The organism is Glycomyces algeriensis (genome assembly GCF_027622855.1).
GTDB lineage: Bacteria > Actinomycetota > Actinomycetes > Mycobacteriales > Micromonosporaceae > Glycomyces > Glycomyces algeriensis.
Genome location: NZ_JAPZVR010000007.1, coordinates 247,357 through 271,383, shown reverse-complemented (window position 1 = coordinate 271,383; position 24,027 = coordinate 247,357). Strand labels below are relative to the sequence as shown.

General features: G+C 70.1%; 20 protein-coding genes and 2 tRNA genes. 16 read left to right on the top strand and 6 right to left on the bottom strand.

From position 1 onward, the window contains the following. The first annotated feature begins 358 nt into the window (after positions 1 to 358). The 12 genes from dnaA (at position 359) to O2L52_RS15680 (ending at position 13,401) form a co-directional block, all read left to right on the top strand. Complete coding sequence (gene dnaA / locus O2L52_RS15735; RefSeq protein ID WP_270116649.1) at positions 359 to 2,254, top strand: chromosomal replication initiator protein DnaA; 1,896 nt, start codon at positions 359 to 361, stop codon at positions 2,252 to 2,254. Positions 2,255 to 2,646: 392 nt separating this feature from the next. Beyond that, positions 2,647 to 3,795, top strand: a complete 1,149-nt coding sequence (dnaN, locus tag O2L52_RS15730; RefSeq protein ID WP_270116648.1) for a DNA polymerase III subunit beta — start codon at positions 2,647 to 2,649, stop codon at positions 3,793 to 3,795. Between the two features lie 73 nt (positions 3,796 to 3,868). Further along, positions 3,869 to 4,744, top strand: a complete 876-nt coding sequence (gnd, locus tag O2L52_RS15725) for a phosphogluconate dehydrogenase (NAD(+)-dependent, decarboxylating) (RefSeq protein WP_270116647.1) — start codon at positions 3,869 to 3,871, stop codon at positions 4,742 to 4,744. Positions 4,745 to 4,838: 94 nt separating this feature from the next. Beyond that, a complete protein-coding gene (gene recF / locus O2L52_RS15720; protein WP_270116646.1) occupies positions 4,839 to 5,975 on the top strand; it encodes a DNA replication/repair protein RecF in 1,137 nt (378 codons plus the stop codon). Continuing rightward, positions 5,965 to 6,420 (top strand): DciA family protein, encoded by a 456-nt coding sequence (locus O2L52_RS15715; RefSeq protein ID WP_270116644.1) that lies wholly within the window; start codon positions 5,965 to 5,967, stop codon positions 6,418 to 6,420. The genes recF and O2L52_RS15715 overlap by 11 nt, the downstream gene beginning before the upstream one ends. Before the next feature lie 286 nt (positions 6,421 to 6,706). Beyond that, positions 6,707 to 8,665, top strand: a complete 1,959-nt coding sequence (gene gyrB / locus O2L52_RS15710) for a DNA topoisomerase (ATP-hydrolyzing) subunit B (protein WP_344471667.1) — start codon at positions 6,707 to 6,709, stop codon at positions 8,663 to 8,665. Between the two features lie 145 nt (positions 8,666 to 8,810). Further along, positions 8,811 to 11,237, top strand: a complete 2,427-nt coding sequence (gyrA, locus tag O2L52_RS15705; RefSeq protein WP_373897035.1) for a DNA gyrase subunit A — start codon at positions 8,811 to 8,813, stop codon at positions 11,235 to 11,237. After that, positions 11,238 to 11,960 carry a DUF3566 domain-containing protein gene (locus tag O2L52_RS15700; protein ID WP_270116640.1) on the top strand — a complete coding sequence of 241 codons (723 nt, stop codon included), beginning with the start codon at positions 11,238 to 11,240 and terminating at the stop codon, positions 11,958 to 11,960. A 163-nt stretch (positions 11,961 to 12,123) separates the two neighbouring features. Beyond that, positions 12,124 to 12,200, top strand: a tRNA-Ile gene (locus O2L52_RS15695). A gap of 120 nt (positions 12,201 to 12,320) precedes the next feature. Then, positions 12,321 to 12,968 (top strand): flavodoxin family protein, encoded by a 648-nt coding sequence (locus O2L52_RS15690; RefSeq protein WP_270116639.1) that lies wholly within the window; start codon positions 12,321 to 12,323, stop codon positions 12,966 to 12,968. Positions 12,969 to 13,082: 114 nt separating this feature from the next. Beyond that, a complete protein-coding gene (locus O2L52_RS15685) occupies positions 13,083 to 13,214 on the top strand; it encodes a DLW-39 family protein (RefSeq protein WP_218125197.1) in 132 nt (43 codons plus the stop codon). A gap of 114 nt (positions 13,215 to 13,328) precedes the next feature. After that, positions 13,329 to 13,401, top strand: a tRNA-Ala gene (locus O2L52_RS15680). Between the two features lie 45 nt (positions 13,402 to 13,446). On the opposite strand, the gene O2L52_RS15675 is transcribed toward O2L52_RS15680, so the two are convergent. Genes O2L52_RS15675 through O2L52_RS15665 form a run of 3 tightly spaced genes read right to left on the bottom strand, consistent with a single transcriptional unit; the run spans position 13,447 to position 14,367 of the window. Next, positions 13,447 to 13,608 (bottom strand): hypothetical protein, encoded by a 162-nt coding sequence (locus tag O2L52_RS15675; protein ID WP_270116638.1) that lies wholly within the window; start codon positions 13,606 to 13,608, stop codon positions 13,447 to 13,449. After that, positions 13,572 to 13,829, bottom strand: coding sequence for a hypothetical protein (locus O2L52_RS15670; RefSeq protein ID WP_270116636.1), 258 nt, complete (start codon positions 13,827 to 13,829; stop codon positions 13,572 to 13,574). Before O2L52_RS15670 ends, O2L52_RS15675 begins: the two co-directional genes overlap by 37 nt. Then, on the bottom strand, positions 13,819 to 14,367 hold the full coding sequence (locus tag O2L52_RS15665) for an RNA polymerase sigma factor (protein WP_270116635.1): 549 nt from the start codon (positions 14,365 to 14,367) through the stop codon (positions 13,819 to 13,821). The genes O2L52_RS15670 and O2L52_RS15665 overlap by 11 nt, the downstream gene beginning before the upstream one ends. A 264-nt stretch (positions 14,368 to 14,631) precedes the next feature. Between O2L52_RS15665 and O2L52_RS15660 the strand changes: the two genes are divergently transcribed. Further along, positions 14,632 to 17,745, top strand: a complete 3,114-nt coding sequence (locus tag O2L52_RS15660; protein ID WP_270116633.1) for an AfsR/SARP family transcriptional regulator — start codon at positions 14,632 to 14,634, stop codon at positions 17,743 to 17,745. A 10-nt stretch (positions 17,746 to 17,755) separates the two neighbouring features. On the opposite strand, the gene O2L52_RS15655 is transcribed toward O2L52_RS15660, so the two are convergent. Beyond that, positions 17,756 to 18,598 carry a DUF4097 family beta strand repeat-containing protein gene (locus O2L52_RS15655; RefSeq protein WP_270116632.1) on the bottom strand — a complete coding sequence of 281 codons (843 nt, stop codon included), beginning with the start codon at positions 18,596 to 18,598 and terminating at the stop codon, positions 17,756 to 17,758. Positions 18,599 to 18,723: 125 nt separating this feature from the next. Beyond that, complete coding sequence (locus O2L52_RS15650; RefSeq protein ID WP_270116631.1) at positions 18,724 to 19,497, bottom strand: NAD(P)-binding domain-containing protein; 774 nt, start codon at positions 19,495 to 19,497, stop codon at positions 18,724 to 18,726. Between the two features lie 201 nt (positions 19,498 to 19,698). On the opposite strand from O2L52_RS15650, the gene xynC reads away from it, so the two are divergent. Together xynC and O2L52_RS15640 are read left to right on the top strand one after the other, a co-directional pair. After that, positions 19,699 to 20,964, top strand: coding sequence for a glucuronoarabinoxylan endo-1,4-beta-xylanase XynC (xynC, locus tag O2L52_RS15645; protein WP_270116630.1), 1,266 nt, complete (start codon positions 19,699 to 19,701; stop codon positions 20,962 to 20,964). A gap of 84 nt (positions 20,965 to 21,048) precedes the next feature. Continuing rightward, positions 21,049 to 21,375: a GNAT family N-acetyltransferase gene (locus tag O2L52_RS15640; protein ID WP_270116629.1), complete on the top strand. Its 327-nt coding sequence runs from the start codon at positions 21,049 to 21,051 to the stop codon at positions 21,373 to 21,375. A 71-nt stretch (positions 21,376 to 21,446) separates the two neighbouring features. On the opposite strand, the gene O2L52_RS15635 is transcribed toward O2L52_RS15640, so the two are convergent. Then, entirely contained in the window at positions 21,447 to 22,754 is a 1,308-nt protein-coding gene (locus O2L52_RS15635) for a replication-associated recombination protein A (RefSeq protein ID WP_270116628.1), read from the bottom strand. A 181-nt stretch (positions 22,755 to 22,935) separates the two neighbouring features. Between O2L52_RS15635 and O2L52_RS15630 the strand changes: the two genes are divergently transcribed. Next, positions 22,936 to 23,628: a haloacid dehalogenase type II gene (locus tag O2L52_RS15630; RefSeq protein ID WP_270116627.1), complete on the top strand. Its 693-nt coding sequence runs from the start codon at positions 22,936 to 22,938 to the stop codon at positions 23,626 to 23,628. Positions 23,629 to 24,027 lie beyond the last annotated feature (399 nt).

Sequence of the window (24,027 nt, the reverse complement as noted above, 5' to 3'; positions counted from 1 at the left end):
TGCGAGGGCGGCGCACGGGTCGGCCGCGCGCCTGTGCAGGAGCGCCGCGACCGCTCCGAGCAGCCTGTGGATAACTTTGCGCGGATCGTGGGCGACTTCCGTGCCACCCGAACGGGTTCGTCAGCGACCTCACAAGAAAACGCTGGTCATGACCGTGATTCAGGAAACATTGTCACGAGGCGCGCATGTGCACAGGCCAGCTGAAGGCCTGTGGATAACCTGTGGAAAACTTGCTGGAGCGCACTGGGGTCGACCGGGTGCGGCGGTGCGGATCGCCTGTATCGGAGCCTACCTGGTGCAGCCTCTGAACTTCGCGAAACAGCCCGTACATGGACAGAAGAAGCGAGGGATGGCGAAGGTGACCGACCAAGATCTGTCGGCAGTCTGGTCGGCGGTGTCCGCCGAGCTGGCTGACGCGTCGGCGCTCACCCGTCAGCAGTCGGCATGGATGCGGCTCTCCCAGCCCGTGCTGTCGATGCCCGGCACGTTCATCGTCGCGGCCCCCGACAAGTTCGCCCGGTCGGCCTTCGAGTCCAAGCTGCGCGTGCCGATCAGCGAGGCCCTCTCCCGGCAGCTGGGCCAGCCGACGCAGATCGCGGTCACCCTCCAGGAGAAGCAGGCCGAAGCCGCCCCTGTGGGCGAGGAGCCGCCCGCGGCCCCTGAAGCACCTGTGAACGGGTCCTCGGCCGCGGACGCGACGATCATCTTCGAGCGCCCCGCGTTCGACCAGCCTCCGGTGGCGAGGCAGCCGGCCGAGCCCGTCGAACCGCCTGCGCCGCGCGGCCCCGTCCCGGCGCAGAACCCCCCCAGCCTGTTCGACACCTCCGTCTTCCGTCCCGGCGACGCCGAGGCGCCGCGCGCCCCCGAGCCCGAGCGGCCCGCCGCGATCCCGCACCAGCCGGTGCGCCCCGCCGAGGCGGCCCAGGGTGCACGGTCGCCGGAGGCGACGCAGAGTGCATGGTCGCCGGAGGCGACCCAGGCAGCACGTTCACCGGAGGCGACCCACACAACAGAGTCGCGATGGGACGAGCACCCGCCCGAACCGCCCGGTGAGGAGCTCGAACGGGTCCTCTCGGAGTCGGCCGCGCGCCAGGGGAACAAGGAGCACGGGGCGATGCCGCCGGTCGCGCCGCCGCCCTCGGACGACCCGGACCCGGCCCGTCGGGGTGGGATCACCAAGTCCCACAAGGACTCCGCACCCGTGAAGGCCATCGACGGGGTGGGCCGCCTCAACCCGCGGTACAACTTCGACACCTTCGTCATCGGCTCTTCCAACCGCTTCGCGCACGCGGCGGCGTTCGCCGTGGCCGAAGCGCCCGCGAAGGCCTACAACCCGCTGTTCCTCTACGGGGGCTCCGGGCTGGGCAAGACGCACCTCCTTCACGCGGTGGGCCACTACGCGCACGACCTGGGCACGGCCCACTCGGTGCGGTACGTGACCACGGAGGAGTTCACGAACGACTTCATCAACTCGCTCTCCGACCGGCGCCAGCAGGCCTTCCAGCGCCGCTACCGGGATGTCGACATCCTCCTCATCGACGACATCCAGTTCCTCATGGACCGCGAGCGCACGCAGGAGGAGTTCTTCCACACCTTCAACGCGCTGCACAATGCGAACAAGCAGCTGGTGATCTCCTCGGACCGCTCGCCGAAACAGCTGCAGACCCTCGAGGACCGGCTGCGCACCCGCTTCGAGTGGGGCCTGCTCGCCGACATCCAGCCGCCGGACCTGGAGACGAGGATCGCGATCCTTCGCAAGAAGGCGGTGCAGGACGACCTGAACATCCCCACGGACGCCGTGGAGTTCATCGCCACCCAGATCCACCACTCGATCCGCGAGCTCGAGGGCGCGCTCATCCGCGTCACGGCGTACGCCAGCCTCAACCGCAAGCCGGTGGACCTCGGCCTGGCCGAGGAGGTCCTGCACGACATCATCCCCGAGAGCGGGAAGAACACCGAGGTCACGGTCGACCAGATCATGCAGGCGACGGCCGACTACTTCGGCGTGGCCTCGGCCGACCTCAAGGGGAACTCGCGCTCGCGGGTGCTCGTGAACGCCCGGCAGGTCGCCATGTACCTGTGCCGGGAGCTGACGGACATGTCGCTGCCGCGCATCGGCCAGGCGTTCGGGGGCCGCGACCACACCACGGTCATGCATGCCAACAAGAAGATCCGGAAGCAGATGGCGGAGCGCCGGGCGCTCTACACGCAGATAGCCGAATTGACGAACCGTTTGAAACACACCGGCGAATGAGCGGGCCTGTGGACAACGTTGTGGAAAAACTGTGGATAACCGCGAATTTCTGTGGAAAGCCTGTGGACAGCTTGTGGAAAACACGCGGGAGTGCGATTCCGACTCGCGATTTTCCTGTGGGTAACCCTGTGCATAACCTGTGGATAAGCTGTGGACAGACCTGTGGATGAGATGTGGAAAACTCGGCGATTGTCGGACCCTGTGGATAAGCTCCTGATTCATCCACAGGTTATGCACAGTCCGTCCACAGCCCTGAACCTGGAACGACCTGCGAAAAGGCGGGTTTTCCACAGTTTCCACAGCACCGACGACTACGACGACAGTTATATCTATAGAGAGTTCATTAGTAATAGCGCTGTGAACAACCGAGCTTCAGCTAGAAGGAGCCAACCATGAAGTTCCAAGTTGACCGAGACACCTTCGCCGACGCTGTCTCGTGGACCGCCAAGAGCCTCCCGGCCCGCCCGTCGGTGCCCGTCCTCGCGGGCGCCCGCCTGTCCGTGGACGAGGGCACGCTGACCATCTCCGGTTTCGACTACGAGATCTCCACTCGCGTCACCGTGGACGTCACCGGCGAGTCCGCCGGGACCGCCCTGGTCTCGGGCAAGCTCCTGTCGGAGATCGTCAAGGCCCTCCCGAACAAGCCCGTCGACTTCGTCGTCGACGGCCCCCACGCGGAACTCACCTGCGGCTCGGCGCGGTTCACCCTCCCGACGATGCCGCTCGAGGACTACCCCAGCCTCCCGCAGATGCCCGAGGCCATCGGCACCATCGACGCGGACGAGTTCGCGCGGGCCGTCGCGCAGACCGCCGTCGCCGCCGGCAAGGACGAGACCCTGCCGACGATGACCGGCGTCCAGGTCGAGATGACCGGCGGCGGCATCGGCATGCTCGCCACCGACCGCTACCGCATGGCCATCCGCGACTCCTCGTGGGCGCCCGGGGACCCCAGCGTGGCCGTCACGGTCCTCGTACCGGCCAAGGCCCTCGCGGACACCGCCCGCACGTTCGGGTCCTTCTCCGGCCCCGTGACGATCGCCGTGCCCACCGGCACTGAGGGCGCTCCCGGCATGATCGGCTTCATCGCCGGCGGCCGCCAGACCACCTCGCGCGTGCTCGACGGCCAGCTGCCCCCGCTGCGCAGCCTCCTCGCCACCTCGTACGCGACCACCCTGCGCGTCAAGACCGCCGACCTCATCGAGGTCGCCCGCCGCGTCGCGCTCGTGGGCGACCGCAACTCGCCGATCCGCCTCTCGTTCGACGAGGACGGCCTCGTGGTCGAGGCCGGCGGCGCCGAGGACGCGAAGGCCTCCGAGGCGATGGACTGCACGCTCGAGGGCGAGCCGGGCAAGATCGCGTTCAACCCGACGTACCTGCTCGACGGCCTGTCCGCTGTGGACGCGCCCTACACGGCGTTCAAGATGAACGAACTGGGGAAGCCGGTCGTGATGACCGGGCAGCCCGCGCCCGAAGATGAGGAATCTGACACAAACCACGACGTGTACCTGTACATGCTGCAACCATTGCGCTGGGACGCCTGACCGCACAACGACGTGACTGACCCTGGCGCGTACTCCGCTCGAACGCGGACTCAAAAGTGAAGGGGGGCGCGACATGCAACTCGGCATGATCGGGCTCGGCAAGATGGGCGGCAACATGAAGTTGCGGCTCGAGAAGGCTGGACACCAGGTCGTCGGCTACGACCGCAACCCCGACGTGGCCGACGTCGGCTCGCTCGGCGAGCTCGTCGCGGCCCTCGAAGGCCCCCGGGCGATCTGGGTCATGGTCCCCGCCGGGGAGCCCACCAGGTCCACCGTGGCCGAACTGGGCGCGCTGCTGTCCGAGGGCGACATCGTCATCGACGGCGGCAACTCGCGCTTCACGGACGACGCCGTGAACGCCGCGCTCCTGGCCGAGCGCGGCATCGGCTACGTCGACGCGGGCGTCTCCGGCGGCGTCTGGGGCATCACCGAGGGCTACGCGCTCATGGTCGGCGGCGCCGAGGGCGACGTGGAGCGGCTCATGCCGATCTTCAACGCGCTCAAGCCCGCGGGCGAGTTCGGCTTCGTCCACGCCGGCGGCGTCGGCGCGGGCCACTACGCCAAGATGGTGCACAACGGCATCGAGTACGCCATGATGCAGGCCTACGCGGAGGGCTACGAGCTGCTCGAGGCCTCCGAGCACGTCGACAACGTGCCGGAGATCTTCAAGTCCTGGCGACAGGGCACCGTGATCCGCTCCTGGCTCCTCGACCTCATGGACCGCGCGCTCGACGAGGACCCCGAGCTGGCCCGCGTCAAGGGCTACGTCGAGGACTCCGGCGAGGGCCGCTGGACCGTGGACGAGGGCATCCGCCTGCGCGTCCCGCTCCCGGCGATCACCGAGTCGCTGTTCGCGCGGTTCACCTCCCGCCAGGAGGACTCCCCCGCCATGAAGGCCGTCGCCGCGCTGCGCAACCAGTTCGGCGGCCATGCCGTCAAATCCGAATAGCGGAGTGGCGGACCTGCGCCGCGAAGCGGCCGGTGCCGGGACGCAGTCTCGGCACCGCGTGAAGAGCGATTAAGCGAACGGGCATCATAGAGGCGTGCGTGTACGACAGCTGCAATTGACGGACTTCAGGTCCTACGCGCACGCCCAAGTCCTGTTCGACGAGGGGCCCTCGATCCTGGTGGGCCCCAACGGACACGGCAAGACCAACCTGGTCGAGGCCCTGGTCTACCTGGCGAACCTCCGCTCCCACCGCGTCTCCTCCGACGCCCCCCTGGTCCGCCAGGGCTGCGAGCAGGCCGTCATCCGGGCCGAGGTCCTCCACGACTCCCGGCGCCTCCTCGCCGAGCTGGCGATCGTCCCCGGCAAGTCGAACAAGGCCCGCCTGAACCGGACCGACCTGAAGCGCCCGCGCGAGATCATCGGCGCGCTCAAGGCCATCGCGTTCGCGCCCGAGGACCTGGCGCTGGTGCGCGGCGAGCCGTCCGCCCGCCGCCGCTACCTCGACGAGCTGCTGAGCGCGCGCTTCCCCCGCTTCGCCGGGGTCCGCGCCGACTACGACCGGGTCCTCAAGCAGCGCAACACCCTCCTGCGCACGGCCTACCTCGCGAAGAAGACCGGCGGCCGCGGTCCGGGCGGGGCCGAGATGGCCACCCTCGACGCGTGGGACGCGCACCTCGCGCGGCACGGCGCCGAGCTCATGGCCGGGCGCCTCGCGCTCCTGGAGGACCTCACGGAGCCGATCAGCAAGGCCCACTCGAAGATCGCGGACGGCCGCGCCGAGGTGCACCTGGCGTACGAGTCCGAACTCGGCGAGGACCTCACCGCCGACCAGGACGTCCTCACCGCGCGTCTGGGCGCCGCGCTCGCCGGGGCCCGCGCCAAGGAGGTCGAGCGGGGCACCACCCTGATCGGCCCCCACCGCGACGACCTGGACCTGCGGCTCGGCTCGATGCCCGTGAAGGGCTACGCGTCGCACGGCGAGACCTGGTCGGTGGCGCTCGCACTCCGCTTGGGCGCCTTCGAACTCCTGCGCGCCGACGGCACGGCCCCCATCCTCATCCTCGACGACGTGTTCGCCGAGCTCGACGGCACGCGGCGCGAGCGGCTCGCGGAGTACGCCGAGGCCGCGCCGCAGACGCTCATCACCTGCGCCGTCGCCGGGGACGTCCCCGAGCGGCTCACGGGCGCCCGCTACGACGTGTGGGAAGGCGAGGTCAAACGTGTCCTTTAACGGCGGCTACGACTACCGCCCCCGGCCGCGGCGCCGGGGCAAGTCCGACGACCCGCGCTTCCGCAAGGAGTGGTCAGGTCCCGGGCCCGACAAGCGCGACCCCGAGACGCTGGGGAGCCTGCTCCCCCAGGTCGTGCGCAAGAACGGCTGGACCCGCAAGGTGGCCGACGCCTCGGTGTTCGGCCGCTGGGAGGCCATCGTCGGCGCGGACATCGCGAGCCACTGCACACCGAAGCACCTCGAGAACGGCGAGCTCCTCGTCGTGGCCGAGTCGACGGCGTGGGCGACGCAGCTGCGGCTGTTCTCGCGCCAGATCCACGGCAAGCTCGCCGCGGCCCTCGGGCCGAGCGTCGTCAAGCGCCTGAAGATCGTGGGACCGCAGCAGCCGACTCGCTCCTTCGGCCCGCGGCGCGTACGGTTTAATGGCTCCCGTGACACGTTCTGAAGCCGCACACCCCTGAGTCCGTAGGGGGGTTCATGTCCCCGCCCCTCGATGCGACTGTGACGACAACGAGGCGCACGGAAGCGGTTACAGAAGCCCGGGCCAAGTAGACTTGGCGGATGCAGTCCGGCCGTCGCTCGCGGCGCCCGGTCTTCTCCATGGCCGGTGCGCCTGCGGGCCCCTCAGGACCAGACATTCGGGCAGGTCCGAGGCCAGACGGCTGAAAAATGTCACAGCCATGGACTAACTTTTCACTACTGACCGTAAACGACGACAGAAGGAGTTGCCGGTGGCGGCGAAGCAGCAGGACGAGTACAGCGCCAGTTCGCTGCAGGTCCTCGAAGGCCTCGAGGCCGTCAGGAAGCGCCCGGGCATGTACATCGGCTCGACCGGCGAGCGCGGCCTGCACCACCTCATCTGGGAAGTCGTGGACAACTCGGTGGACGAGTCCCTCGCGGGCTACTGCACCGACATCGTGGTGACCCTGACCGAGGACGGCGGCGTCAGCGTCCAGGACAACGGGCGCGGTTTCCCGGTCGACCTCCACCCCAAGCTGAAGAAGCCCGGTGTCGAGGTGGCCCTCACGGTCCTCCACGCGGGCGGCAAGTTCGACTCCCAGACCTACGCGGTCTCGGGCGGTCTGCACGGCGTCGGCGTCTCCGTCGTGAACGCGCTCTCTACGCGCGTCTCGATCGAGATCCGCCGCGACGGCTTCGTGTGGCGCCAGGACTACAAGCACGCCCAGCCCGGCCCGCTCGAGAAGGGCGAGGCCACCGACGACTCGGGCACGATCCTCACGTTCTGGCCGGACGGGGACATCTTCGAGACCCTCGAGTTCGACTACAACACCGTGTACCGCCGTCTCCAGGAGATGGCGTTCCTCAACGGCGGCCTCTCGATCACCCTGCGCGACGAGCGCCCCGACCACTACGACGTCGACGGCAACATCCGCGAAGTGGTCTTCAAGTACGACGAGGGCATCGCCGACTTCGTGCGCCACCTCAACGCCGCGAAGTCGCCGGTCCACCAGTCCGTGGTGGCGTTCCAGGCCGAGGAGTCCGAGCAGTCGCTCGAGATCGCGATGCAGTGGAACGAGTCCTACGGCGAGTCGGTCTACACGTTCGCGAACGCGATCAACACGCACGACGGCGGCACCCACGAAGAGGGCTTCCGCTCGGCGCTGACGAACACGATCAACAAGTACGGGCTCGAGAAGAAGATCATCAAGTCCGAGAAGGACCGCCTCTCCGGCGAGGACATCCGCGAGGGCCTGGCCGCGATCATCTCGGTGAAGCTGCGCGAGCCGCAGTTCGAGGGCCAGACCAAGGCGAAGCTCGGCAACACCGAGGTGAAGAGCTTCGTGCAGAAGGTGTGCAACGAGCACCTCCCCGACTGGCTCGACCGCCACCCCAAAGAGGCGCGGATCATCATCCAGAAGGCCTCGAGCGCCGCGAACGCGCGCAAGGCCGCGCAGCAGGCCCGCAAGCTGGCCCGCCGCAAGAGCCTCCTCGAGTCCTCCTCGATGCCGGGCAAGCTGGCCGACTGCCAGTCCACGAACCCGGAGGAGTGCGAGATCTTCGTGGTCGAGGGCGATTCGGCCGGCGGCTCCGCGAAGCAGGGCCGCAACCCGCGCACGCAGGCGATCATGCCCATCCGCGGCAAGATCCTGAACGTGGAGAAGGCCCGCCTCGACAAGATCCTCAAGAACAACGAGGTCCAGGGCATGATCACCGCCCTCGGCACCGGCATCCACGAGGAGTTCGAGGCCGAGAAGCTCCGCTACCACAAGGTCATCCTGATGTCGGACGCCGACGTCGACGGCCACCACATCAACACGCTGCTGCTCACGCTGCTGTTCCGGTTCATGCGCCCGCTCGTGGAGCTGGGGCACGTGTACATGAGCCAGCCGCCGCTGTACAAGATCAAGTGGAACAAGAAGGGCGACCTGGTCGACTACGCCTACTCGGACGCCGAGCGCGACCGCATCGTCGAGGCGGGCGTCGCGTCCGGCAAGGCCGACCCGCGCCGCTCCGAGGGCATCCAGCGCTACAAGGGCCTCGGTGAGATGAACTACACCGAGCTGTGGGAGACGACCATGGACCCCGCGCAGCGCAACCTCCTCCAGGTTCAGCTCGACGATGCGGCAACCGCCGACGAGCTCTTCAGCGTCCTGATGGGTGAGGACGTGGAGAGCCGCCGCCGCTTCATCCAGGAGAACGCCAAGGACGTCCGGTTCTTGGATATTTAGAGGCGCGGCTTGGACATCTGGCGGGCGGAGCCCGCCCCACGTTCCGACGACAAGCAAGGAAGCACTGGTGCCTGAGAACAACCAAGACCAGCTTGAGATCCCGGAGGGCCACGGCCGCATCGAGCCGGTCGGCATCGAAGTGGAGATGTCGCGCTCCTACCTCGACTACGCCATGAGCGTCATCGTCGGGCGCGCGCTGCCCGACGTGCGCGACGGGCTCAAGCCGGTCCACCGCAAGATCCTGTACGCGATGTACGACGGCGGCTACCGCCCCGACCGCGGGTACGTCAAGTGCTCGCGCGTCATCGGCGACGTGATGGGCCAGTTCCACCCGCACGGCGACTCCGCGATCTACGACTCGCTCGTGCGCATGGCGCAGCCGTGGAGCCTGCGGTACCCGCTCATCGACGGCCAGGGCAACTTCGGCTCCCCCGGCAACGACCCGGCGGCCGCGCACCGGTACACCGAGTCGCGCCTCGAGCCGCTCGCGATGGAGATGCTGCGCGACATCGACGAGGAGTCGGTCGACTTCGAGCCGAACTACGACGGCAAGACCACCGAGCCCACGATCCTGCCCTCGCGGATCCCGAACCTGCTCATCAACGGCTCCGAGGGCATCGCGGTCGGCATGGCCACCAAGATCCCGCCGCACAACCTCCGCGAGGTCGCGGCGGCCGTGGACTGGTGTCTGGACCACCCGGAGGCCACCGAGGAGGAGGCCCTGGAGTCGATCCTCGGGATCATCACCGGCCCCGACTTCCCCACCGGCGCCACGATCCTCGGGCGCGCCGCGATCGAGGACGCGTACCGCACGGGCCGCGGCTCGATCCGCATGCGCGCCGTGATCGAGGTCGAAGAGGACTCCAAGGGCCGGCCCTGCCTCGTCGTCACCGAGCTGCCGTACCAGGTCAACCCCGACAACCTGGCCGAGCGCATCGCCGACCTCGTCAAGGAGGGCAAGCTCGGCGGCATCGCGGACATCCGCGACGAGTCCTCGGGCCGCACCGGCATGCGCATCGTGGTCGTGCTCAAGCGCGACGCGGTGCCGAAGGTCGTGCTCAACAACCTGTACAAGCACACGCAGCTGCAGGACACGTTCGGCGCGAACATGCTCGCGCTGGTCGACGGCGTCCCGCGCACGCTGAACATCGCGCAGATGGTCCGCTACTACGTGGCGCACCAGATCGAGGTCATCGTCCGGCGCACCCAGTACCGGATGCGCAAGGCCGAGGAGCGCGCCCACATCCTGCGCGGCCTCGCCAAGGCCCTCGACCTGCTCGACGAGACGATCGCGCTCATCCGCCGCTCGCCCTCGGCCGAGGAGTCGAAGCAGGGCCTGATGAGCCTGCTCGACGTCGACGAGATCCAGGCCGTGGCGATCCTCGACATGCAGCTGCGCCGACTCGCCGCCTTGGAGAGCCAGCGGATCATCGACGAGCTCACCGAGATCGAGACGAAGATCGCCGACCTGGCCGACATCCTGGCCAAGCCCGAGCGGCAGCGCCTGATCCTGCGCGAGGAGCTCGGCGCGGTCGTGGCCCGCTGGGGCGACGAGCGGCGCACGGTGATCATGCCCGACGCCGGCGAGGTGTCCATGGAGGACCTCATCGCCCGCGAGGACATCGTCGTCACCATCACCCGCGGCGGCTACGTCAAGCGCACCAAGACGGACGCGTTCCGCTCGCAGAAGCGCGGCGGCAAGGGCGTCCAGGGCGCGCAGCTCAAGCAGGACGACATCGTCAGCCACTTCTTCGTGTGCACCACGCACGACTGGATCCTGTTCTTCACGAACAAGGGCCGCGTCTACCGGGCGAAGGCCTACGAGCTGCCGGAGGCGAGCCGCACGGCCCGCGGGCAGCACGTGGCGAACATCCTGGCGTTCGCACCCGAAGAGCACATCGCGCAGGTCATCCAGCTGGCCCACTACGAGGTCACGCCGTACCTGGTGCTCGCGACCCGCAACGGCCTGGTCAAGAAGTCCAAGCTCACGGACTTCGACTCCCCCCGCACGGGCGGCCTCATCGGCATCAACCTGCGCGACGGCGACGAGCTGGTGGGCGCGGCGCTCATCCAGCAGGAGGACGACCTGCTGCTGGTCTCGCGCAAGGCGCAGTCGATCCGCTTCCAGGCGACCGACGAGGCGCTGCGGCCCATGGGCCGCGCGACCAGCGGTGTGATCGGGATGCGGTTCGTCGGGGACGACGAACTGCTCACCATGATCGTTCTGCGCGATAATATGGACATCCTCGTGGCCACCAGCCGCGGTTACGCGAAGCGGACTCCGGTCGACGCGTATCCGCAGCAGGGCCGCGGCGGCAAGGGCGTCCTGACCGCGAAGATCACGGAACGGCGCGGCGACCTGGTGGGGGCGCTGTCGGTGACGCCGGACGACGAGCTGTTCGCGATCACCTCGGAGGGAGGCGTCATCAGGACTCCGGTGCAGCCGGTCCGTCAGACTTCGGACCGCAACACTATGGGCGTCAAGCTGATCGACCTGCCTGACGAGGTCTCGCTGCTCGCGATCACCCAGAGCGCCGAGGAACCGGAACCCGATGAGGGGCAGGACGAGTAGATGACCGAAGCGAAGGCCACCGCTGCGGAGACCGAGCGCGACGCAGACGTACCGGAGTTCGTCTCCGATCCGCCCGCGCCGGCCGAGCAGGCGACTTCCGAGGACTCGGCGTCCTCTGCGCCTGCGGAAAGCTCTGTCGCTCTGCAGTCCGCTCCCGCCCAGGACCAGACGCTGACGCTGCGCCGCCCGCCGGGCATGACGCCGCCGCCGATGTCACCGGACTCGATCCCGTCCTCGCCCACGGGCAACACCGCGGCCAACCAGGCCGCGGGCGTGGCGTCCTCGGCCCGCGTCGCGGACGCCGTCCGCGCCGCGCGCGCCGCGGTGAGCCAGGCGGCCGCCCGGGGTCCGCGCCGAGCCCGCTTGCGGCTCAAGCGGGTCGACCCGTGGTCGGTGATGAAGTTCTCGTTCGCCGTCTCGATCGTGCTGTTCATCGTCATGGTCGTGGCGACCACGGTCCTGTACATCGCGCTCGACGCGATGGGCGTGTTCGACACCGTGAACGACATGCTGCAGATGCTCATGGGCACCACAGCGGATGAGGCCGCCGGCGGCACGGAGGCCTTCCGGATCACCGCGAAGGGCGTCATCGGGGCCGCGGCCCTGCTCGGCGTGGTGAACATGGTCCTGTTCACGGCGCTGGCGACGCTCGGCTCGTTCATCTACAACGTGTGCGCCGACCTCGTCGGCGGCGTCGAGGTGACGCTCGCCGAACGCGACTAGCGACAAGCGAAGCGGATGCCCGCGGCCTTGCGGCCGCGGGCATCCGCGTTCCCTGTTCACGGCAGTGACGGCCGTCCCTTAGGGCGGGGGGCCTGTTCGGCGAATCGCGCGGGCATGAGGTAGTCTTTCTCAGCGCCGCCGGTGAATCCGGCCGCAACAATAAGGGCGTATAGCTCAGGTGGTTAGAGCGTCGAGCTGATAACTCGAAGGTCCCAAGTTCGAGTCTTGGTACGCCCACCAACAACCCGCCGTTCCACGGCGGGTTTTTTCATGCCTGTGGCCCGCGCCGCGCCCCGGAATAGCCGGGCCGCCCCGGGGCCTTGCACCAGACGCACCCGTCCCGTCAGAAAGCAGCCCGCCATGCCCGACGCGCCCCGCTCCTTCCTGTTCCTCCTCGGCTCCTCCCGCACCGGCGGCAACACCGAGTCCCTCGCGCGCGCCGCAGCCGACCACCTCGAGCCCGAGGCGACGCAGCGGTGGATCCACCTGGGCGAGCTGGGCCTGCCACCGTTCCACGACCGCCGCCACGCCGGGGACGGCACCACGCCGGAGGCCGAAGGCGCCGAGCGGCTCGTGCAGGACGCGACCCTCGCCGCCACGGACCTCGTGATCGCCTCGCCCCTGTACTGGTACTCGGTGAGCGCCTCGGTGAAGAACTACCTCGACTACTGGTCGGGCTGGCTGCGGGTGCCCGGCCTGGACTTCAAGGCGCGCATGGCGGGACGGCGCCTGTGGGGCGTCACCGCCCACGGCGACGGCACCCCGGGCGTGGCCGAACCGCTCGCCGGGACGCTGCGCCTGAGCGCCGCCTACCTGAAGATGGACTGGCGGGGCGTGCTCCTCGGCTACGGCTCCCGCCCCGGCGACGTCGACCGCGACGACCGGGCCCTCGCCGCCGCCAAGACCTTCCTCGACAGTCCTTCTACAAGCAGTGCTTCCACAAACAGTGCTTCCGCGAACGGCACCCCCGCGGACCCGAACACGCAGACGCCGGGAGTCCTCTACTGACAGGTACCGGCCCGGCGGCCCGGCGGGGCGCCGTTCGCTATGCTGAGGCGCATCGTGCAATGCCGACCACGGCGTTGCTGTACGCGGCAATCTCTGATATGGGGGCCTGGGTCCATGTGGAAGAAGATCCTGATCGTCGCCGGCGTGGCCACGGTCGCGTTCGTCGTGGCCAAGAAGGTCAAGTCGATCAACGACGACCGCACCCTGTGGCACGAGGCCACCACCTCCGCTGAGGACGTGCGCTAGCGAATTGCGTTAGCCAGCTCACTGCCGTCCGGGTATCCTCGCTGTTGCAGTGGGCGCAGCGGCGATACTGGGACAGGTCAAGTCTCGTAGGGTTCCGACCGCGCGGCTGACCGAGGGGCCTTAGCTCAATTGGCAGAGCACCTGCTTTGCAAGCAGGGGGTTAGGAGTTCGATTCTCCTAGGCTCCACCGCGAAAGGCGGCCATCATGCGATGGCCGCCTTTTTCGTGCGCTTCAGGCGCGGCGCTTGACGGCCAGGGACATGGCCGCGGCGAGGGCGCAGCGGGCGCCCGAGGTGAACCGGGCGAGGTCGCAGGCGCCGGTGAGGTCGCGGTCGGCTCCAGTGCGGGCGTTCGCGGTCAGCGGTGCTGCAGCTGGCAGGTGCCGTCCACGCATTCGCGCTGCAGGCGGCCCCTGGAGACCGTCTCGATGAGGCCGAGCACCCAGCACACGGGGCAGCCGTGCAGTGCGAGCAGGCCGACCGGGGCGAGCAGGAGGCTCACGGGGCCGAACGCGGGCAGGAGCGCGACCGCGGCGATCAGCAGGCCGAAGCCGAGGACGCCGCGCGCCACGTGGCGCGGCACGGACTTGCTGGCGAAACTCCCGTCACCCGCCATGGCCGGCCCCCGATCGGTCGAGCTCGCCCTGCACCGCCGCGCGGGCGCGGTGGAGCCTTGATTTCATTGCGGCCGTGGTGATCCCGAGCGCGTCGGCGGTCATGCGGCCGCTGTAGCCCTGCACGTCGCGCATGATGAGGACGCGGCGCTGCTCGGCCGGGAGCGCGGCGATCGCGTCGGCGACGATCCCCGCTTCCAGGAGCTGCAGCGCCTCTTCCTCGGCGGAGGGCGCGGCCCGGTCCGGGAGCCGTTCGCGGTGGCGCACGGCGAGCTTTGCCCGCCGGATGCACTCGTTGCGCACGATGCGGAACATCCACGCGGCGAGCGCTCCGGTGGCGCGCAGCATCCCGATCTTGCGGTACAGGATGATGAGCGCCTCCTGCGCCGCGTCCTCCGCGTCCTGCGGTGTGGTGCAGAGCGAGTGGGCGAACCGGCGCACATGCGGGTGCGAGCCGGAGACGAGCGCGGTGATCGCCCGGCTGTCCCCGTCCTGCGCGGCGGCGATGAGTGCCTCGTTCGGCCAGGCGGTCCTATCCACGCGACTGTCCCTCCGACGACGTTCCCTTCCGTGCCCGCCGGCGCAGCACCACGACGCTGCACATGCCCATGAGCAGGACCAGGACTCCGATGGCAATACCGATGACCATGACGACCTCCATATCCGCCGGCCCATCCGACCGGTCGCACAAGAGAGGCGCGCGCGGGCGCGAAGGATTCGCGCCCGCCCCGATTTTCTCCCGGCGGCCCGGACGGTCCGACAGCAGCGTTGATGGGGACGGCGGTGATGCGGCAAGATGGGCCGGTGAGAATCGGATTGCTCGGCGCGTTTCAGGTCCAGGTCGGCGACGAGGCCCTGGAGGTGCCCGGGGCGCGGTCGCGGGCGCTGCTCGCGGCGCTGGCGCTGGAGCCGGGCAGGATCGTGCCGCGGGCGCGCCTGGTCGACTGGATCTGGGGCGACGAGCCGCCTGCTGACGAGGCGAACGCGCTGCAGGTCCTGGTGTCCCGCTTGCGCAAAGCGCTCCCGAAGGGCGCGGTCGAGTCGAAGTCGGGCGGGTACCTGCTGGCGGTGGAGCCCGACGCGGTGGACGTGAGCCGCTTCGAGGACCTGGTCGCGCGGGCCCGCAACGCCGACGACGCCGAGAAGGCCGACCTCCTGCGCCAGGCCCTGGACCAGTGGCGCGGCACCGCCCTTGAAGGCATCTCCCTGCTGGGCAGCAAGGCGTTCGACGCCGTGGTCGTGGGGTTGAACGACCGGTACGTGGCGGTCCTGGGCGACCGCGTGGACGCCGAGGTGCGGCTGGGGCGCGGCGCGGACCTCGTCACCGAGCTCACCGACCTCGTCAACCGGTACCCGATGCGCGAAGGGTTCGTGGCGGCCCTCATGCGGGCGCTCGCCGAGGCCGGCCGCGGCGCCGAGGCGCTCACGGCCTACCAGCAGCTCGCCGAGCGGCTCGGCGACGAGCTGGGCGTCGACCCCTCCGCCGAGCTCTCGGCCCTGAACATCGCGCTCCTGCGCGGCGAGATCGGCGGGCGCACCGAGAACCGCCGCACGAACCTCCGCTCCGAGCTGACCGCGTTCGTGGGCAAGGACGAGGACGTGGCCTCGGTCGCCGACCTGGCGTCCCGGCACCGGCTCGTCACCCTCCACGGCCCCGGCGGCGCCGGCAAGACCCGCCTCGCCGTCGAGACGGCGCGGACCATGCTCGGCGACCTGCCCGACGGCGCCTGGCTCGTCGAACTCGCCGCCGTCGGTGCGGGAGGCGAACTGGCGCAAGCGGTCCTGACCGCGATCGGCCTGCGCGACCAGCAGGGCGCCGCGGGCGGCGACGCGACCGACCGACTTGTGGCCGCGATCCGCGACCGCGTGATGCTCCTCGTCCTCGACAACTGCGAGCACGTGATCGAGGAGGTCTCGGCGTTCACCGACCGGCTCCTCGGCGAATGCCGGTCCCTGCGCATCATCAGCACCAGCCGCGAACCGCTCGGCATCACCGGCGAGGCCCTCTGGCAGGTCGAGCCGCTCGCCCTGCCGGCCGAGGGCGCGAGCCCGCAGGAGGCCGCGGCCTCCCCCGCCGTGCGGCTCCTGCGCGACCGGGCGGAAGCCGTGCGCCGCAACATCGGCGGCGACCCCGCCACCCTGGCCACCATGGCCCGCATCTGCCGGGCGCTCGACGGCATGCCGCTCGCCATCGAGCTCGCCGCCGCGCGCCTGCGCACGATGTCCGTCGACCAGCTCGCCGACCGCATCGAGGACCGCTTCCAGCTCCTCACCGGCGGCAGCCGCACCGCGATGGCGCACCACCGCACCCTCCGCGCGGTCGTCGACTGGAGCTGGGACCTCCTCAGCGACGCCGAGCGCGACCTCCTGCGCCGCCTCTCCGTGTTCACCGGCGGCGTGAGCCTCGAAGCGGCCGAACGGGTCTGCCCCCCTGGCGAGTACGCGCTCGACCTCCTCACCGCCCTCACCGAGAAGTCGCTCCTGCGCACCGACGGCGAGGGCGAACCCCGCTACCGGATGCTCAACACCATCCGCGAGTACGCCGCCCAGCGCCTCATCGAGGACGGCGACCGGGACGCCGCCCGCCGCGCTCACCTCGCCTACGTCACCGACCTCGCCGAGGCGGCCGACCGGCACCTGCGCGGCCGCGACCAGCTGACCTGGCTCGCCGCCCTCGAGACCGAGCACGACAACATCACCGCCGCCCTGCGCGGCGCCGTCGCGGACGGCTGGGCCGCCGAGGCGATGCGGCTCGCCGGGGCCGCCGGCTGGTACTGGTACCTCAGCGGCCACCGCGCCGAAGGCACCGAGCTCGCCGTCGCCGCCGGCTCCCTCGACGGCGACGTGCCCGACGAGTCACGGGCCCTGTGCGCCACCATCGTCGCCATGTTCCTCACCTCCGGCTACGGCGGCGACCAGTACCAGGCGCAGGAGTGGATCGAGGCCGCCGACGCGGCCGCCCGCCGCAGCGGCAGCCGCCACCAGGTGCTCGGCTTCATCACCCCGCTCGCGCGGATGCTGGTGGACCCCGCCGACTTCCTCGCCGCGTTCGACCCCCTCGTCGCCGACGGCGACCCGTGGGTGCGTGCGCAGGCGCGGCTCGCCCGCGGCCGCCTCCGGCTCGTCCTCCACAGCGACGAGACCGATGTGGACAGTGACGTGCAGGTGGCGCTCAACGAGTTCCGCGAGCAGGGCGACCGGTGGGGCCTCTCCTCCGCGCTCGGACTTCTCGCCGAGCGCACCGCCGCGCGCGGCGGGTTTGCCGAGGCCTGCGGGCAGCTCGACGAGGCCGCCGCGGCCCTCATCGCCCTCGGCTCCACCGAAGAGGTCATCAGCACCCGCGCCCGCCAGGCCCAGCTCTACTGGCTGCAGGGCGACGAGCGCGCCAGCGCCGCGGCCATGGCGCAGGCGAACGCGCTCGCGGCCGGGATCGCCTGGCCGGGCACGCTCGCCGAGCTGGCGTTCGCGCGAGCCCATTTGGCGCGCTGGCAGGGCGACCTGGATGCCGCCGGTGAGCTGGGGGCGACGGTGAAGGTGCAGCCGGGCCAGGAGAACGGCGGGATCGAGTTCGCGATCCAGGATCTGCGCGGCTACCTCACCGAGGACCTCGAGGCCGCCCGCGTCTGCCGGGCGGGGGCGCTGCGCGCCGCGGTCGCGATCGCGTATGCGCCGATGATCGCGCAGGCGCTCATCGGGGTCGCGGATCTCGCGGTGCGCGAAGGGAAGGACGTGGAGGCCGCGGGGCTCCTGGCGGCGGCCGAGACCGTGCGCGGGGCCGTGGACCTGGCGCAGTTCGACGCCGTGCGGCTGGCGGAGGACACGCGGAGCCGCCTCGGCGAACCGGAGTTCACCGAGGCGGATCGTGCGGGCCGGGAGGGCGATTGGCGGGTATTGGCGGAGGCCGTCCTCGGGTCGTGAAGGGCCGCAATTAGTTCACTCGCTGCACCGTGGTGACGGTGATGTCGCCGCCGCTGGTGCGGGCGCGGACCTTCACGGTCCGCTCCGGGGCGGCGGGGGCGTGCGCGCGGTGGTCGACGCGGCCGGTGGGGGTGCGTGCGTCGAGTTCGACGGCGGTGCCCTCGGGGACGCCGACCTGGAGTTTCCCGACGGCCGAGTGCAGTTCGACCGGTCCGGCGAGGGCTTCGCCGATGCGGATCTCGCCGATCGCGGTCTTGGCCGAGACCTGGGCGTGCGCGACGTCGACGGTGATGGGCCCCTGGGAGGAGCTGACGCGCAGGTCGCCGCCGGCTTCGCCGATCCAGGTGTCGCCGCCGATGTTCTTCACTGCCCCTTCGCCGCCGATGCGGTTGACGCGCAGGTCGCCGCTGCCGCTGATGTCGGCCTTGCCGTGGACCTGGTCGACGGCGATGCGGCCGGCGCTGGTCGCGAGCCGCACTTCCGCGGCCTGGGCGACCTTGATGTCGCCGATGGCGTTCTTGAGGCGGCAGGTGCCGACCGATCCCTGGACGACGTACTCGCCGTCGGCGGTGTCGCCTTGGACGTTGGAGCCGGTCGGGAGCTGCACGCTGATGCGGACGGAGCCGAACTTACGGGCGAAGGCGGAGCGGAGCTTGGGCTGCCAGACCTTCAGGCGGCCGGCCTCGAACTCGATGTTGACCTTGGCGGCGGCTTCGACGTCGAGCTTGCGGCTGGGGTCGATCGGGGCGACCTCGACCACGGTGTCCTGGCGGTCGGCGGCGGTGAAGCGGATGTCCCCGAGGACGATGTCGACGACGGCGGTGATGGGGGCGGGAGTGGCGAAGGTCTGCATGTCGGTGCCTCTTTCGGTGCGGCTCGCTGGCTTGATGCCCTAACTCTGGCCCCGCCTCCTGTCACCGGCCTTGCTCCGGCCTGTCACCGCCCCTGACACGCGTCAGCTCGCGGTGTCCTGCCTGCTCACTGCGGCTGCTCGAGGTCGGCGAGGAGGCCGTTGAGGGCGGCTTGCAGGGCGGCGGCGTTGGCGGTGTCGAACCAGGTGGTGCGGATGCGCTCGTTGCTGCCGCCGGGGGTCTCGTGCTCGGCGGCCAGGCGGTCGAGCGGGCGGGCGGCGTCGCCGAGCGAGCGGCCGACGCCCTGGTAGACGCTGCGGACGTACCGGTCGGCGGCTTCGGGCGGGACGCCGTGCCGGGCGGCCCATTCGGTGAGGGCGGCGAGGTAGGCGTAGTGGGTGCTGAGCGTGCTGGAGAGGGAGGAGCACACGTTGTAGGCGGTGGTGTCGGCGACGGGCTGGGCGCCGCCGAGCCGCGCGAAGAGCGCGTCGACGGCGGGGTGGGCCGGGTAGGTGACGGTGACGGACTCGCGTTCGCGCACGGTGGGGAGGGGAATGGCGGCGACGATGTCCGCCTCGGTCTGCAGGAGCTCGCGCAGTTCCGCTTCGGGGACGCCGGGGATGACGTTGACGATCGTGGTGTCGGCGCCGATCCGCAGGCCGGCGAGGGCGTCGTGCCGGTCGGCGTGGCGCACGGCGATGACGAGGAGATCGGCGTGGTCGGCGACCTCCTGGTTGCTGGCGCGGACCTGGGCGTTCGGGTACCGCTCGGCGAGGGCGGCGGCGGTGGCCGCGCCCCGGGGGGAGAGGCTGATGGGCGGCGGTGCGTCGACCCCGTCGCTGAGGCCTTCGACCATGGCGCTGCTGATCTCGCCCACGCCGATGAATCCGATGCGTTCCATTGCGGCTCCTTTTCGTCGAGCTTGAGGTTAACCCATTGAACGCTCGGCGAACGCCGTGAAACTTTCGAACCAAACTATTGAAATTCATCAATAAATATTAGCCGCTGAACAGGGTTGACGCCTACGTGGACCAAAAATATCCTGAGTTTGGCAAACGGTATCGCTCGAAAGTTTCGACAACATCTCGCATCTGGAGGAGCAATGCAGCGTCAACCGAACGAACCCGGTACCGCCAAGGCGAAGCTGAAGCGGAGGTCCCTGATCACCGCCGGAGCGGCCCTCCCGGTACTGGCCGCCGCCGCACCCGCCGCCGCCCAGACGACCGTCCTCGTCGAACCCGGGAACGTGCAGCAGACCATCCAGGGCTTCGGCGGCATGAACCACAGCGTCTGGATCGCCGACCTCACCGCCGCCCAGCGCGACACCGCCTTCGGCAACGGCAGCGGCCAGCTCGGCTTCAGCATCCTCCGCATCCCGGTCCACGAGGACCGCGCCAACTGGAGCCGCGAAGTCGCCACCGCCAAACGCGCCGTCGCCCTCGGCGCCAAGGTCTTCGCCTCCCCCTGGAACCCCCCGGCGAGCATGACCGAGTCCTTCTCCGGCGGCAAGCGCCTGCGCTACGACATGTACGACGAGTACGTCCAGCACCTCAACGACTTCGACCAGTTCATGGCGGGCAACGGCGTCGACCTCTACGGCATCTCCGTCCAGAACGAACCCGACTACGCGCACGAGTGGACCGCCTGGACGCCCCAGGAGATGCTCCGCTTCTGCCGCGAGAACGCCGGCGCCATCGGCACCCGCGTCATCGCGCCCGAATCGTTCCAGTACCGCAAGAATGTCTCCGACCCGATCCTCAACGACCCCCAGGCCCTCGGCAACGTCGACATCATCGGCGCCCACCTCTACGGCACCCAGAACGCCGACCTCCCCTACCCCCTCTTCCAGCAGAAGGGCGGCGGCAAGGAACTCTGGATGACCGAGGTCTACCACCCCAACAGCAGCGACTCCGCCGACCTCTGGCCCGGCGCCCTCGACACCGGCGAGCACATGCACCGCGCCCTCGTCTACGGCCGCTTCCAGACCTACGTCTGGTGGTACATCCGCCGCAGCTACGGCCCCATGCGCGAAGACGGCCAGATCAGCAAGCGCGGCGCCAACATGGCCCACTTCTCCAAGTGGGTGCGCCCCGGCTACCAGCGGATCACCGCCACCGCGAACCCGCAGGCCAACGTCTACATCACCGCGTTCAAGAGCGGCGCCAAGATCGTCATCGTCGCCATCAACAAGAACACCGCCGCCGCCTACTTCCCGTTCACCGTCCAGGGCGGCGGCAACGCCACCGTCGCCACCTGGCTGACCGACGCGAACAACACCCTCGCGGCCTCCTCCTCCCCCACCATGACCAACGGCTCCTTCGGCGCGCAGCTCCCCGCACGCAGCATCCGCACCTTCGTCATCAACTAGCCGGGTGAGAACCCGCTCCGAGGGGTACTCCACAGGTTCGAAGCGGGCGCCCGCGAGGGCGCCCGCCCATCCGAAGGAGGACTCATGGCCGTGCAGGAGCGACTCACCGTCCACGTCACCGACGCGCCCGACCAGAGCCGCTACGAGGCGCGGGTCGACGGCGAACTGGTCGGCTACACCGAATACCGCCACCACGACGGCACGACCATGCTCGCCCGCACCGAGGTCCCCGAGGAGCTCCAGAACAAGGGGATCGGCGCCGCGCTCGCCCGCTTCGCGATCGACGCGGCACGCAAGGCCGGCAAGCAGATCGAACCCGCCGACCCGTTCATCGCGGGCTGGATCGAACGGCACCCCGAGTACGCCGAGATGGTGCACGAGAAGGCGGTCCGCCTCGGCGAAGAAGACTAAGGCCCGGCCCGGGCATCAGGCCGGTCGCTCTCCGGCCCGTCCGCCCGCTCGCCGCATCGGCGGGGTAGGCACTAGTCCCGCTTCTCGGCGCGCAGCTCGGCCCAGCGCTCGAGCCGCTCGCCCACGCGCGCCTCGTTCCCGTTGCGGGTAGGCCGGTAGAACCGCTGCCGGTCCATCCCCTCGGGGAAGTAGTCCGCGCCCGAGAAGCCGTCCGCGCTGTCGGGGTCGTACTGGTAGCCCTTGCCGTAGCCGATCTCCTTCATCAGGCGGGTCGGCGCGTTCAGGATGTGCGGCGGCGGCGCGAGCGAACCGGTCTGCTTCGCGGCCCGCACGGCCTCCCCGAAACCCCGGTACACCGCGATCGACTTCGGCGCGGTCGCCAGGTAGACGACCGCCTGCGCGATCGCCAGCTCCCCCTCCGGTGAACCCAGCCGCTCGTACACGTCCCACGCCGCCAGCGCCTGCTGCACCGCCTGCGGATCGGCGATCCCGATGTCCTCGTTCGCGAACCGCACGATGCGGCGCGCGATGAACAGCGGATCCTCCCCGCCGTCGAGCATCCGCGCGAGCCAGTACAGGGCCGCGTCAGGATCGGAGCCGCGCATCGACTTGTGCAGCGCCGAGATGAGGTTGTAGTGGCTCTCCTGCGTCTTGTCGTAGAGCGGCGCGCGCTTCTGGATGGCCTCCGCCAGGGCGGCCGTATCGAGCGGCGGCGTGCCCTCCGGCAGCTCCTGCAGCTGCTCGACCATGTTGAGCAGGTACCGGCCGTCGCCGTCGGCCATCGCCACGAGCGACCCGCGCGCCTGCTCGTCCAGCGGCACCGGCCGCACCTCCTGCTCGGCGCGGGCCAGGAGCGTCTCGAGCGCGGCGGTGTCGAGCCGGTGCAGCACGAACACCTGGCAGCGGGAGAGGAGCGCGCCGTTGAGCTCGAAGCTGGGGTTCTCGGTGGTGGCGCCGACCAGGATGATCGTGCCGTCCTCGACGTACGGCAGGAAGCCGTCCTGCTGGGCGCGGTTGAACCGGTGGATCTCGTCCACGAACAGGAGCGTGCCCTGGCCCATCTCGCGGCGCTGGCGTGCGGCGGCGAAAACCTTCCGCAGGTCCGCGACGCCGGAGAACACGGCTGAGAGCGGTTCGAACGCGAGGTCGGTCTCTTCGGCGAGCAGCCGCGCGATGGTGGTCTTGCCGCACCCGGGCGGGCCCCAGAGGATGGTCGACACGGGTTTGCCGCGCGCGACCATGCGCCCGAGCGGCGCTTCGGGGGCCAGCAGGTGGTCTTGGCCGACGACCTCGGCGAGGGTGCGCGGACGCAGCCGGTCGGCGAGGGGCCTGGGCGGTTCGTCCCCGAAGAGCGGCAATGCGGGCGCCGGTTCACTCATGTCACCACCGTATCGCCGTGGTGTGACATACGGTGCGAACGTGAGCGGATGTCGGCCCGTGGCTCATCGAATCGGCCGGGGCGCCGTGCGGAGCGGCATAGGCTCCTCTCACGGGTGCGGCGCTTGACCGATACGGCGGCGTTTGGCAGGATCGGCTGCTCCGATTCGGATGGGGGCATTCATGACTGAGATCCGCGACATCGAGGTGGTCGTCTTCGACGTGCTCGGCACGCTCGTCGACGAACCGGGCGGGATCGGGGCGGCGATCCGCGAAGCCCTGCCGGACGCCGACCAGCTCACGGTCGACGAGCTGCTCGCCATGTGGCAGCGGCACGTGGAGGACGAGCAGGACCGCATCGCCCGCGGCGAGCGCGCGTACGCCACCACCGAGGTCATCGACGCCGAAGCGGCGCGCGCGGTGGCCGTGCGGGCCGGGATCGCGGACCCGGGCGTCATCGCGAGGCTCGCGACGGCCGGCCAGCGGCTCGCCCCCTGGGAGGACTCGGTCGCCGGGATCGAGCGGCTCGCCTGGCACTTCCCGGTCATCGGCCTCTCGAACGCCGGCCGCGCGGCGCTGCTGCGGCTCAACGCGTTCGCGGGGCTGCGGTTCCACCAGGCGCTCTCGAGCGAGTCGGCGGGGGCGTACAAGCCCGCGCCGGAGGTGTACCGGCTGGCGTTGGACGCGGCCGGGTGCGCGCCCGAGCGCACGTTGATGGTCGCGGCGCACGCCTGGGACCTGCGCGGAGCGCAGGCGTGCGGCATGCGCACGGCCTACATCGGCAGGGCGGTCGGCGACCCGCCGAAGGACACCGACACGTTCGACGGCCACTTCGACGGTCTTGAGGCTTTGACCGTCGCGCTGGTGTCGCGGTAGCCGGCAGCCTGCTGACGGGCCGGGCAGGGACGGGCCGGGCCGACTTCCGACCCGATGGACCAGGTCGACTTCCGACTCCGATGGGCCTGGGCCGACTTGAGGCTCCGATGAGCCGGGTCGATCTCTGATCCCGCTGAACCGGGTTGACATCCGGCCCCGACGCCGAACCGGCCGCCACGGCGCCTGCACTCTTTCGAGTGACAAGCGGGCCGCGGCGGCCGGTTTTTGTCGTACCCGGGCGGGACGCTCGGGGCTACAGTCTTTTCCCCTCTAGTGGTGGGTGGGGGTTAGTGGATGGGGAACCCCCGCCGATCCGAACAACAACGCCGACCCGATCAGCGCGGATCGAAGGCTGCTGAGGCCGCCTTCCGAGCGGCAGTGCTGCCCGGCAACCGGCCC

Coding starts and splice junctions, on each gene's coding strand:
- dnaN (WP_270116648.1), top strand. CDS start 2,647: ATGAAGTTCCAAGTTGACCGAGACACCTTCGCCGACGCTGTCTCGTGG.
- gnd (WP_270116647.1), top strand. CDS start 3,869: ATGCAACTCGGCATGATCGGGCTCGGCAAGATGGGCGGCAACATGAAG.
- gyrA (WP_373897035.1), top strand. CDS start 8,811: ATGTCGCGCTCCTACCTCGACTACGCCATGAGCGTCATCGTCGGGCGC.
- O2L52_RS15700 (WP_270116640.1), top strand. CDS start 11,238: ATGACCGAAGCGAAGGCCACCGCTGCGGAGACCGAGCGCGACGCAGAC.
- O2L52_RS15690 (WP_270116639.1), top strand. CDS start 12,321: ATGCCCGACGCGCCCCGCTCCTTCCTGTTCCTCCTCGGCTCCTCCCGC.
- O2L52_RS15685 (WP_218125197.1), top strand. CDS start 13,083: ATGTGGAAGAAGATCCTGATCGTCGCCGGCGTGGCCACGGTCGCGTTC.
- O2L52_RS15675 (WP_270116638.1), bottom strand. CDS start 13,608: ATGCGTGGACGGCACCTGCCAGCTGCAGCACCGCTGACCGCGAACGCC.
- O2L52_RS15670 (WP_270116636.1), bottom strand. CDS start 13,829: ATGGCGGGTGACGGGAGTTTCGCCAGCAAGTCCGTGCCGCGCCACGTG.
- O2L52_RS15655 (WP_270116632.1), bottom strand. CDS start 18,598: ATGCAGACCTTCGCCACTCCCGCCCCCATCACCGCCGTCGTCGACATC.
- O2L52_RS15650 (WP_270116631.1), bottom strand. CDS start 19,497: ATGGAACGCATCGGATTCATCGGCGTGGGCGAGATCAGCAGCGCCATG.
- xynC (WP_270116630.1), top strand. CDS start 19,699: ATGCAGCGTCAACCGAACGAACCCGGTACCGCCAAGGCGAAGCTGAAG.
- O2L52_RS15640 (WP_270116629.1), top strand. CDS start 21,049: ATGGCCGTGCAGGAGCGACTCACCGTCCACGTCACCGACGCGCCCGAC.
- O2L52_RS15635 (WP_270116628.1), bottom strand. CDS start 22,754: ATGAGTGAACCGGCGCCCGCATTGCCGCTCTTCGGGGACGAACCGCCC.
- O2L52_RS15630 (WP_270116627.1), top strand. CDS start 22,936: ATGACTGAGATCCGCGACATCGAGGTGGTCGTCTTCGACGTGCTCGGC.